The 8,772-nt window shown below is 61.1% G+C and carries 17 protein-coding genes and 1 tRNA gene; 1 reads left to right on the top strand and 17 read right to left on the bottom strand.

Annotation, left to right across the window (positions count from 1 at the left end; genetic code table 11):
* The 17 genes from Q8Q08_13060 to Q8Q08_12980 all read right to left on the bottom strand — a co-directional run.
* The coding region (locus Q8Q08_13060; protein MDP2654943.1) for a hypothetical protein at nucleotides 1-410 on the bottom strand (410 nt) is incomplete at its 3' end.
* Nucleotides 391-1,023 (bottom strand): ParB N-terminal domain-containing protein, encoded by a 633-nt coding sequence (locus Q8Q08_13055; GenBank protein ID MDP2654942.1) that lies wholly within the window; start codon nucleotides 1,021-1,023, stop codon nucleotides 391-393. The genes Q8Q08_13055 and Q8Q08_13060, both read right to left, overlap by 20 nt.
* A 3-nt stretch (nucleotides 1,024-1,026) precedes the next feature.
* Entirely contained in the window at nucleotides 1,027-1,803 is a 777-nt protein-coding gene (locus Q8Q08_13050; GenBank protein MDP2654941.1) for a hypothetical protein, read from the bottom strand.
* A gap of 1 nt (nucleotide 1,804) precedes the next feature.
* Nucleotides 1,805-2,206, bottom strand: coding sequence for a hypothetical protein (locus tag Q8Q08_13045; protein MDP2654940.1), 402 nt, complete (start codon nucleotides 2,204-2,206; stop codon nucleotides 1,805-1,807).
* A gap of 10 nt (nucleotides 2,207-2,216) precedes the next feature.
* Nucleotides 2,217-3,776: a glycosyltransferase gene (locus Q8Q08_13040; GenBank protein ID MDP2654939.1), complete on the bottom strand. Its 1,560-nt coding sequence runs from the start codon at nucleotides 3,774-3,776 to the stop codon at nucleotides 2,217-2,219.
* 3 nt (nucleotides 3,777-3,779) lie between these two features.
* Nucleotides 3,780-4,004: a hypothetical protein gene (locus Q8Q08_13035; protein ID MDP2654938.1), complete on the bottom strand. Its 225-nt coding sequence runs from the start codon at nucleotides 4,002-4,004 to the stop codon at nucleotides 3,780-3,782.
* 15 nt (nucleotides 4,005-4,019) lie between these two features.
* Complete coding sequence (locus Q8Q08_13030; GenBank protein MDP2654937.1) at nucleotides 4,020-4,157, bottom strand: hypothetical protein; 138 nt, start codon at nucleotides 4,155-4,157, stop codon at nucleotides 4,020-4,022.
* Nucleotides 4,158-4,210: 53 nt separating this feature from the next.
* Nucleotides 4,211-4,807 (bottom strand): hypothetical protein, encoded by a 597-nt coding sequence (locus tag Q8Q08_13025; GenBank protein MDP2654936.1) that lies wholly within the window; start codon nucleotides 4,805-4,807, stop codon nucleotides 4,211-4,213.
* 12 nt (nucleotides 4,808-4,819) lie between these two features.
* Nucleotides 4,820-4,894: transfer RNA gene (locus Q8Q08_13020), tRNA-Met, on the bottom strand.
* Nucleotides 4,895-4,898: 4 nt separating this feature from the next.
* Nucleotides 4,899-5,282, bottom strand: a complete 384-nt coding sequence (locus Q8Q08_13015) for a hypothetical protein (GenBank protein MDP2654935.1) — start codon at nucleotides 5,280-5,282, stop codon at nucleotides 4,899-4,901.
* On the bottom strand, nucleotides 5,279-5,461 hold the full coding sequence (locus Q8Q08_13010; protein MDP2654934.1) for a hypothetical protein: 183 nt from the start codon (nucleotides 5,459-5,461) through the stop codon (nucleotides 5,279-5,281). Before Q8Q08_13010 ends, Q8Q08_13015 begins: the two co-directional genes overlap by 4 nt.
* Before the next feature lie 93 nt (nucleotides 5,462-5,554).
* Nucleotides 5,555-5,719, bottom strand: a complete 165-nt coding sequence (locus tag Q8Q08_13005; GenBank protein ID MDP2654933.1) for a hypothetical protein — start codon at nucleotides 5,717-5,719, stop codon at nucleotides 5,555-5,557.
* Nucleotides 5,720-5,803: 84 nt separating this feature from the next.
* On the bottom strand, nucleotides 5,804-6,040 hold the full coding sequence (locus Q8Q08_13000) for a hypothetical protein (protein ID MDP2654932.1): 237 nt from the start codon (nucleotides 6,038-6,040) through the stop codon (nucleotides 5,804-5,806).
* A 6-nt stretch (nucleotides 6,041-6,046) separates the two neighbouring features.
* Complete coding sequence (locus tag Q8Q08_12995) at nucleotides 6,047-6,475, bottom strand: hypothetical protein (GenBank protein ID MDP2654931.1); 429 nt, start codon at nucleotides 6,473-6,475, stop codon at nucleotides 6,047-6,049.
* Nucleotides 6,476-6,641: 166 nt separating this feature from the next.
* Nucleotides 6,642-6,962, bottom strand: a complete 321-nt coding sequence (locus tag Q8Q08_12990; GenBank protein MDP2654930.1) for a DUF3307 domain-containing protein — start codon at nucleotides 6,960-6,962, stop codon at nucleotides 6,642-6,644.
* Nucleotides 6,959-7,405 (bottom strand): hypothetical protein, encoded by a 447-nt coding sequence (locus Q8Q08_12985; protein ID MDP2654929.1) that lies wholly within the window; start codon nucleotides 7,403-7,405, stop codon nucleotides 6,959-6,961. Before Q8Q08_12985 ends, Q8Q08_12990 begins: the two co-directional genes overlap by 4 nt.
* A 2-nt stretch (nucleotides 7,406-7,407) precedes the next feature.
* Nucleotides 7,408-7,818 carry a hypothetical protein gene (locus Q8Q08_12980; protein ID MDP2654928.1) on the bottom strand — a complete coding sequence of 137 codons (411 nt, stop codon included), beginning with the start codon at nucleotides 7,816-7,818 and terminating at the stop codon, nucleotides 7,408-7,410.
* Between the two features lie 629 nt (nucleotides 7,819-8,447).
* Between Q8Q08_12980 and Q8Q08_12975 the strand changes: the two genes are divergently transcribed.
* Nucleotides 8,448-8,591, top strand: coding sequence for a hypothetical protein (locus Q8Q08_12975; GenBank protein ID MDP2654927.1), 144 nt, complete (start codon nucleotides 8,448-8,450; stop codon nucleotides 8,589-8,591).
* Nucleotides 8,592-8,772: the final 181 nt, after the last annotated feature.

Genomic DNA, 8,772 nt, shown 5'->3' with positions numbered 1-8,772 from the left:
GCGACCGCGCTTTCATGGGCGGCATATAGCTCCGGCAGGGCCGCGCGGTATTCCTGCGCCACGCGCCGGCCGTATTCGAGGACAAGCTCCGTTTCGCGCGGATGCTCGCGGTTCATACTCGCAGAATTGCAGTAATCCTGGCGGATCTCCAGGCGCGGTTTATACCCGAAGATACGGCTCGTGCTTACGATGCCGTGCATTCGCTTCCCCGTCGCGTACTTGATACGGCCAAGCGCGGCGACGAGGTCGCGGGTGTCCCAATCCAAATCAAGGTAAACGATCCGTATCCGGCCCTTCTCCGTGACGACGCAACTCTCGCGGATGAGCGTATCAAAATCGCTTTCCAGCGCGGGGCGGTGCTTGAAATCCTTGAGGTTTATTGCCTTCCGCTCAAGCTCCAGCGTTTTCATAGGTTTCCAAGATATGGAGGACGGCTTCCGTGTGGCTTCCGAGGCCGCGCGCGTCCATGACAACCTGGAGCCGGCTCAGGACGTCCTCGTATTCCTCCAGGCCGAAATACAGCGTGATCTGCTTGATGGTCGCATTGTCGAACTTTTCCTTGAGCGCGTCCCGATCGCTGACGTCCGTGGTCATTTCGACGGGCATTCCTTCCGCGATGACGGCGGCGAGGCTCATATTCACGCCCATGTCCACGCTGTACCGGTCAAGGTCCAAGGACGGGAACTCCTGGCTGAGGCCGATGAGCTTCTCGCGGATGTAGATGCCGGCGCGGTCGTTGTCGCGCAGGGCGTAGTCAATCTTCTCCTCCTCCGTGGGCGCGCTGACGACGATGCACCAGACGTCCTCGACGCCCATCTCGCCGAACGCCTTGAGGCGCATGTTCCCGCCGAGGACGGTGCCGTCTTCGTGGACGAGGACCGGCTTGAACTGTCCGCGCGCGATGCTGGCCTTGAGGCGCTCGTAGGCGTCGGGCGTGATGTCGCGCGGGTTGTTCGCCCACGGCTTGAGGTCCTTGAGCTTCCGTACTTCCGTACGGCCGATGATCGGGCTGACTTCGGACATAGGCTAGAAGGTTATTTCCTTAGGGTCGTTCGGGTCGCGCAGGCCGGCGCGTTCCGCCTCCTTCCGAAGCTCGGCCCATCGCATCCGCACCTCCGTGAGCTGATGCCCTTCATGGAAGATCGGGCGGCAGAGATGGCCGTACTTCCGCGCGAGCTTCAGCGCCTCATTCAGGACGAACTGCTTCTTTTTGTAGAACGTATTGGCCCCGCCCTCCATGGAGGCCATCTGGTGGTCCACCATGTACTCGTACCAATTGGCGGCGCGGAACCCCTTGCGGATCAGGCGGGCCGTTATCTCGTAATCGTTGAAAAGGATGTTGTCCGTGTCGTACCCGCCGGCGGCGGCTATCTTCTCCGCATCATTGAACACGACGCACCAGCAAGCCGTGTCGAACTTTAGGTCGCCCTTGAAGTGCCAGTTGTGGCCCTGGAACGATACGCCGAGCTGGGCCAGGTCGTATCGGCCGAGGATGTCGCTGGCGCGGGAGAGGAACCGGCGGCGGTCGAAGGGCGCCTTTGTCCGATCCTTCATCTTACGGATGTCGTCATCGACGAACAGCCAGTACCGGTGTCCGTTTTCCAAGGCGTAGCGGTTCATCTGCTCGCAGACGTAACCGAAGCCGCGATCGTTCTCCGGCAGGACGACGAGATCCTTGTCCGGATGGGCGCGGCGGTACTGGGCCTCGTCCTGCGGCTCGACGAAAAGCTTGTGCTCCGGGAAATAACTACCGGCCGTGTAGCCGATGCGGTTCTTGCTGGGAATGCAGACCAGGGGCGTCATATCACGCCGACGCCTTTTCCATCTCGACGCGGATGCATCCCTGAATGAGCCGGAGGACGTTCGGCATGGTCATCTGGCCGTGCGTGAACCCGAACGTCAGCTCCTCATAGGCGTTGATGCCGGCGATAAGCTCCTGCTCGTGGGCGTGGGTCTTGAACAATTCCGGGTACAGCGCTTCCAAATCCTTGGCGGCGGGGCTGTCCCAGCCGAGGTAATACAATTCCTCCCACAGCGCCTTCTGCGGAACTTCCTGCTCCTCGTCGCCGCGCTGGACGGTGATGCGCACGTCCCCGTGCTGGGCCTTGGCGGTCTTCACCTGCTCGTCCATGACGGCCTGGACGTCGGAGAGCGTGGCGTACATTCCGAACAGCTCGTCGATGTGTTCCTGTTTGAAATCGGGCATAGGTCCTTGGTTACTCGTTATAAGCGCGGTAAGTCCTCACTCCGCCCTGGCCGTCCGGCTCCTGGGCCGTGCCGAAGATGACGAGGCGATCGGCGTTCCACTTCTTCAGCATGACGGCGAGGAACTCCTTGCGCCGGCGGAACGCCTCGTACTCCGGGTCCTTGAAATGGGCGTGTTCAACCGTGACGCTGGGGACGTAGGCGACGCCCCATCCGCTGAAGCGCAGGAAGAAGTCGCTGTGTTCCCCGTGTATCTTGATGTCCGGGTCCCACTGGTTCTCCAGGAGCGCCACGCGGCGGGCCAGGAAGAAGTTGGGAATGACGCCGACGCGGGCGTAGGTGCGTTCCGCTTCCCACGGGAGCGCGCTCCAGTCCAGCTTCTTGCGCCGGCGGAGGCGGATTTCCCGCTTGCGCGCGCTGTATTTCACGTCCCCGACGAAGCGCGTGAGGTTGCCCGCGTCGTTGCGGACCCCGCCGCCGGCGATGCCGATCGTCGTGTCATGTTCGAGTATCTGGCGGAGGGCCGAGACGTCCGTCTCCTCCGTAAATATGAAATCGTCTTCGAGGATGAGGACGAACGGGCTTTGCGCCTTGGCGACGAGGAAGTTGCGCTTGTAGCTCAGTCCCTTGTCCCAGCCGACGTTCCAGGCGGTCGGCTTGTTCCGCAGTCCGGCGGCTTCCAGCTGGGCGAACGCGCTCCGGTACCACTTCGCGTCGAACGGCTTCCCGTCGTCGGCGATGCAAATCACGGCGTCGGGCGCGTGGCGGGCGATGGACATGAGCAGGCGGAACAGGCTCTCCTTCCGGCCGAAGGTCGTGATGAGGAAGGTGACACCCGTCCTGGAAGGGATGGTGGTCACTTCTCCCCGGACGTTCTCCACGCGCGTAAGGCCGCGCAGGGCCATGAAACGCTTGAAGTATTCACCACCGCGCCGGCGCCACTGGCCGTAATTCCCCGGACGCTCGCGCCCGTGCTCGGCCACGATGAGCGGGCAGTAGCCGACCTTGAGGCCGGCGGCCTTGGCGCGGAGGAAGAAGTCCGTGTGCTCGGCCAGCTTCAGCTCCGGCTCCCAGCCCACGGCCGAAACGCGATCCGTCTGGCCCAGGAAGAAGTTGAACACGAGGTCATGGCGCGTGACCGGTCCTTCCTGGGGAGGAGAGGGGACATAGCGGAGCGTCGGGCCTTCCCGCACCAGGTCGGCCTCGTAGTGGTCCACGGTCTTGCCGCCGTCCTGGGTGAGCGCGCCGGCAAGGATGTCCAGCCCTTCCTGCTCCAGGAGGCGGCGCATGAGGCCGATGTCCGTGCGCGGGATGAAGATGAAGTCGTCGTCCACGAGCAGGAAGTACGGCGTCTTGCACTCCGCCAGCGCCGCGTTCCGGCCGGCGCTCAGGCCGGTGTCGAAAGGCAGGCGGATGACGGTCGTGTACGGATCCGTATAGCCGGCTTCCGTCTCTCCGTCGTCGGCGATGATGACGGGGAGGGTCGGATAGAAGGAACGCACGCTCTCCATCAGGCGGCGCAAACAATCCGGCCGTTGGAAGGTCTTGACGATGAGCGTGACGTCCTGCATACCCTAGCGCTTGCTGATGAGCTTCGGCGCCTTGAGCTTCGGCCGCTTTCCGCGCCGGATGTCCTCCAGGTTCCGCTTGTTCGGCTTCGGGATGCGGAAGTAGTGGTCGTCGCACAGCGTGATGCTTTCCTTCTTGCCCTCGCCTTTGAGGAAATAGGTAACGGCGATGCTCACCTCGATGTCGGTCTGGCACTCTTTGTGGTCGAGCTTGATGCTGACTGCTTTCATACATGCGTGGTTATTTTATAATCGTTTGCTTGCGTACGCCTTGCGGCAATGCCGGCAGGTCAAAACGCGGACGTTGAAGATGACCTGGATCGCGCCGCCCCGTTCATGGAAGCCGGCCCAGCAACGCAATTTGATTATCAGCTTCGTCAACATATAATTCCGCAGAGGTTAGCGAAAAATCCGGCCTCCTCCTTATTGGCGGGCCGTCATTTTTGTGCAGGACGGTATTTCGGAACGATACAGCGCGGGTCGAGGTCCCAGCGCCAGTTCGGGTTCGGTTCCGCCCAATGCTTGCCGTAGCGGGCGCGGAGATAGTCCTCCGTACGCTCCGGTACGAATGCGTGGATGGGCGGGCCGACGGGCGCTTCGATTTCCAGCGCGGCGCGATCCATGAGCAGGGCGCGCTCGAAGACGAGGTAGATGATGTCCCGCTTGAAATCCGCGCCGCCGTTGCGCCAGGCGGCGTGCCACAGCTCCTCCCCGTTGCGGTAGAACAGGAAGATGTCGCACTTGATGCCGTGGCGGGCCATGCGGATCTCCAGGCCGTGGTCGCGGGCGCCGTAGACGCGGTGGATGCCGAAGCCGCGCCGGACCAGCTCGTTCACGATGTCCCAGCTGAAATCCTCGGCGAGGATGCCGAAGTCGAGGTCCAGGTCGTGGCCGATGAAGTCGCCCTCGCGGAAGAAGCCGAGGCAGGTGCCGGCCTCCAGCCACCAGTGGTCGGGAAGGACTTCGGCGAAGTCGCGGAGGTTCTCGTAGGCGTGGGCGCGGGTCGGCGGATCGCTGAAAGGTTTTGATGCCATAGAAATAATTTTTGGGCGCGGGAGCGGGAATTGAACCCGCCTGGACCGGCGTATGAAACCGGCGAGACGCCGTGCCTCCCTCCCGCACTTGTTATAGTGCCACATTCGGCGCGGACGGGGAAGGTTCCTGCGCGATGAACACGGTCCGCTCCGGCTCGCCCTTGGCCGCCTTGCGGGGAACGAGGACGAGCTTGCGGACGTAGCGGGGACCGTCGTCGGGCAGGAGGCCGGCATCCACGATGGCATCGAGCATGAACTTGGCTGTGATTGAAAGGGCGTCGGCGTCGCGCTCCCGCCGGCTGTACTGGAGGACGTAGAAGGCGATCGGCGTGCGCAGGCGCTTCCACTTGGCCGCACGCAAGGCCCAGCCGTAGCGGGCGCGCCACTCGTCCTTCGTGGCAGTGCGGGCGTAGCGGTTGACGCTCCGGTTCATGGCGTTGAGCGTGGGCGGGAGGCCGGGGACTTCCAGCTTCATAGGAACAGGTAAAGGCCCAGGCAGGTGAGGCCCGCGATGATGACTATCGTCCGTAGCTCCTTTTCCGTCCACGGTTCGGGCAAGCGCGCCTCGTCCCCCTTGTTGAGGACATAGGCCCAAGCGACGAGGGCGAGGACGAAAATCACGATGTAGAAGCCGAGCAGGTTGAGGGTCGTCATAGTAAGGAAATGGGGCAGAGCCGAGTACGGATGCCCCCTTAGTCGTCCAGCCACCACAGGAAAATGAGCAGGATGAGCGCGCCGAGCAGGGCGTCAATCGGCTTCGTCCGATGGATCGTCCTCCTGGGACTGGTCGAAATCGCGGATGCTTTCGCCCGTCCGCGCGAGCTTGGCCGAGATGCGTATGCAGTCCGGGCAGACGCTAGGGTCGTAATCGCACGTCGCGGCGTGTTCGGCTTCGTCTTCGTCGAGCGGCATCGTCCACCTCCCGCCAGCGTCCGTGCTGGTTCTTATAAACGGACGCTGGCGGGAAGCGGCGAAACCTATACAAATCTATCAAACCTACTCATATCTGTTGATTTTCAAATTCGCGTTATCCGCCTCCCAGTTGGGATGTCCGCAGGAGCTGAACGCCGGATGGACGAGCTTGTAGAGGCGCATGATGAGATCGGCGAACGCCTTCTCGCGCTTCGTGACGGGCTTCCCGTGGATGAGATCAAGCTCTACGCAGTCCGCATCGAAGGCAGTATCGCCGTTGAGCAGGTCGTTCACGAGGCGCAGTCTTTCTTCGTGTGTCATAGGCCGTCATTTTCCCAGCAGTAACTGCGGGGATTTCTCGAACCGCTCGTAAAGCGTCTGACCGTCTCCGGTGATGACGTACGGCAGGAATACCTGTTCCGTCTTCACCATCCTTACCGCGACCAGCGCCATCTGCGCCTCGACCCAATCCTTGATGATGCGCCAGGAGACGCGGAGTGCCTGTTCCTGGTTGCACAGATACCTAGGAACCTTCTTGTTTTGCTCCAGTATCGCCGCGACGGGTCGCCAATCGTTCGGGAGGCGGAAACTGATGTCCTGCTCCCCGACGCGGATTTTGAACGACAGAGCGATGATTTCGCCGGCGTCGCCGTACTCGCACAGGACGGCCGTAGCACCGTGCGCGACGAGGCATCCTTGGATTTCCGCGACCGTCTTGCTCACCGCGACTTTCGTCGTGTAGTTCAGGATTGGCATAGGCCGTTATTGCTAGCGCACCGTCGGAAGTGTACCATGGGAGATTATGGAATGGAAATTCTATCTCACGCGGAAGGTGAAGGCGCGTTGCCGCCTGTGCAAGACCAAGGACCGACCCCATAAGGCGGAAGGGATTTGCGATTTGTGCTACTGGAAGCGCCGGAGGTCACAGCCAGACGATTAGGATTTGGAGGTAGTGGAGGGCTTGGTCCGCGTAGACCCAGCCGTACTTCTTCTCGCATCCCTTGAGGGCCGGAAGGACGCGGTAAAAGAAATTGTCGATGCAGAGATGCCCGACGAGCAGGAAGGCGAACTCCCACGGATCGTACCGGCCCGTCAGGATGAGGCCGAGCGCGACGGTCGCCGCCCACAAAAAGGCGTGTTCGTAATGCGCCCAGAGGTGCTTCTTCTTGGCCGTGATGAGCCGGCTCGGTTGGAACGCCACGTCGGCGAGGTGGTGAAGCGCGAGGAGCAGGACGAGCGTCATAGGTTTTCCAATTGCTCGCGGAGGTAGGTGCTGGACACGCCTTTCGTATACGGTAAATAGCAAATCGGGATGCAGAGGCGGTCGAGTGTCTTGCTTCCGGGGAAGCTCTCAGTCAGGTCGTCGCCGCGTACATAGGTGATGTCGTGCGTCTCGTTGTGCCAAGCGTAAATCGCTTCGAACTGTTTTCCAGGGTCGGTAGATGAGCAAAAGACGATTTCATGCGGCGCGATGACAAGGCGCAGGTTCCGCAGGCGTTGATACTGGTCCTGGATTGGAACCTTATCTTTGATTTTGAATGCGCTCTCATCGTCGTGAAGGACGATGACGAGCTTGCCGCCGTCCCCGCCTTTCTTCCGCATCGCATCCATCGCCCGCAATAATTTGATGTGGCCTTTGTGGCAGAGGTCGTAAATTCCAGCATTGAGTATCAGCTTCGGCTTCATATTCATTTGATGAGGTAGCTTCCCCACTTCATCTCCTTGCTCCTGAACTCTGAGTGCGTTTCCCTCTTTGGAATTTCCCAATCCCCGTAGGTGACCTGCTCCCCGGAGCGCCGTTCGACCTTCATTGTGCCGGCATAGTTGTGGACGAAGGCCAGGATCTTCCTGCGCCGCGCCGCGTGGAAGTTGATGAGCGTCTCGCGCCCGACGCCGGCGCGCGTAGTCGCTGGCGAATGCCAGGCTATGTCGATGTCCGTGTCGCCCTTGATGAAATCGCCGCCCCGTACGATGCCAAGCAGGGTTCCGAAGGCGGGATAGGCGAAGAAGCCCAGCTTGCCGAACTCCCGTTGCATGAAGATCAAATCCTCGGCGAGGGCGTCGAGTTGTTCCGGCGTCTTGTCTTCGAAGATGCTCATGTAGGCATTGTATCAAGTTTCCTGTCAGGTAATACATTCTTTTTTTGAACCCCTGCTGTCAATCCTCACGCTGAGTTGTCTTCGCTGTCAGACAGCCGAGATAAAAAGGGTAGCTGAAACTGGCCCCGCAATGGTGAGCGGATTGGTTGGCAGTTTGTTTGTTGGTTCGGGCGTTGCAATCGCCCTCGCCGCCATTGTCTGTCGAACCTCGCCGGAACATCCTCTCCGGCTGGGTATCGTCCGTAGTCGATTGCCTGCAATTTTACGTCCCAGGTGACCTACGGAAGGCCTTCGCTGACGCCCGCCTGTTGGCAGGGATCTCCCGCTGTGGCCGCCGTGCTTGCGGTCGGCGGCGCGCGGACGCGGCGCGCATGGACACGGCGGGAGATCCCTATAAACAGGGTTGCGCTGTTTTGGAGCCTGTGGTACGCTGTGAAAACACACCAAAAGCGTGGGCTAGCAAAAGTGCCGACCTTCTGAGCTTCCATTGAAAACCCCCCTCACCGGAGGGTTTTTCAATTATGCCTGATTGGGAGGATTATGCCATGGGCGGGTATCCACAAGCTATCCCCGCCCGCCGATCCCCGCCCCATTGCCATGTAGCCGGAAACATGATAGGATGGGATGGTATGAAAAAGACTGAATTGACGGCCGTGGAGCTTTCCCGCATGGGCGGGCGGGCGCGAACAAAGGCAACGACAAAAGCCCAGCGCCAGGAATGGGGCCGCAGGGGGGCGGAGATCCGCGAGGCGCGCCGGCGCGCGCGGGAGTGAGCCGCCGAAACGGGGAAATTATGCTAGCTTTAGCGGAAAACTAGGGTCAGGCATTGACAAGTTGCCGGAAACATGATAGGATGCAAGGGCGGGCAGGGATTGGTTCGGGTACGATCGTTGAAAGTGCCGGCTATGGGCAAACGGAAGCTTCCTTCGGGAGAACGTCCGTTCCGCAACGGCT

Source organism: Candidatus Omnitrophota bacterium (genome assembly GCA_030688425.1).
Classification (GTDB): Bacteria; Omnitrophota; Gorgyraeia; order Zapsychrales; family JANLHA01; genus JAUYIB01.
This window is presented reverse-complemented; position numbering and strand designations above follow the sequence as displayed.

Bases quoted from the DNA above. Each gene is read 5' to 3' on its own strand.
- Q8Q08_13055 (MDP2654942.1), bottom strand. From the start codon at position 1,023: ATGTCCGAAGTCAGCCCGATCATCGGCCGTACGGAAGTACGGAAGCTC.
- Q8Q08_13050 (MDP2654941.1), bottom strand. From the start codon at position 1,803: ATGACGCCCCTGGTCTGCATTCCCAGCAAGAACCGCATCGGCTACACG.
- Q8Q08_13045 (MDP2654940.1), bottom strand. From the start codon at position 2,206: ATGCCCGATTTCAAACAGGAACACATCGACGAGCTGTTCGGAATGTAC.
- Q8Q08_13040 (MDP2654939.1), bottom strand. From the start codon at position 3,776: ATGCAGGACGTCACGCTCATCGTCAAGACCTTCCAACGGCCGGATTGT.
- Q8Q08_13035 (MDP2654938.1), bottom strand. From the start codon at position 4,004: ATGAAAGCAGTCAGCATCAAGCTCGACCACAAAGAGTGCCAGACCGAC.
- Q8Q08_13030 (MDP2654937.1), bottom strand. From the start codon at position 4,157: ATGTTGACGAAGCTGATAATCAAATTGCGTTGCTGGGCCGGCTTCCAT.
- Q8Q08_13025 (MDP2654936.1), bottom strand. From the start codon at position 4,807: ATGGCATCAAAACCTTTCAGCGATCCGCCGACCCGCGCCCACGCCTAC.
- Q8Q08_13015 (MDP2654935.1), bottom strand. From the start codon at position 5,282: ATGAAGCTGGAAGTCCCCGGCCTCCCGCCCACGCTCAACGCCATGAAC.
- Q8Q08_13010 (MDP2654934.1), bottom strand. From the start codon at position 5,461: ATGACGACCCTCAACCTGCTCGGCTTCTACATCGTGATTTTCGTCCTC.
- Q8Q08_13005 (MDP2654933.1), bottom strand. From the start codon at position 5,719: ATGCCGCTCGACGAAGACGAAGCCGAACACGCCGCGACGTGCGATTAC.
- Q8Q08_13000 (MDP2654932.1), bottom strand. From the start codon at position 6,040: ATGACACACGAAGAAAGACTGCGCCTCGTGAACGACCTGCTCAACGGC.
- Q8Q08_12995 (MDP2654931.1), bottom strand. From the start codon at position 6,475: ATGCCAATCCTGAACTACACGACGAAAGTCGCGGTGAGCAAGACGGTC.
- Q8Q08_12990 (MDP2654930.1), bottom strand. From the start codon at position 6,962: ATGACGCTCGTCCTGCTCCTCGCGCTTCACCACCTCGCCGACGTGGCG.
- Q8Q08_12985 (MDP2654929.1), bottom strand. From the start codon at position 7,405: ATGAAGCCGAAGCTGATACTCAATGCTGGAATTTACGACCTCTGCCAC.
- Q8Q08_12980 (MDP2654928.1), bottom strand. From the start codon at position 7,818: ATGAGCATCTTCGAAGACAAGACGCCGGAACAACTCGACGCCCTCGCC.
- Q8Q08_12975 (MDP2654927.1), top strand. From the start codon at position 8,448: ATGAAAAAGACTGAATTGACGGCCGTGGAGCTTTCCCGCATGGGCGGG.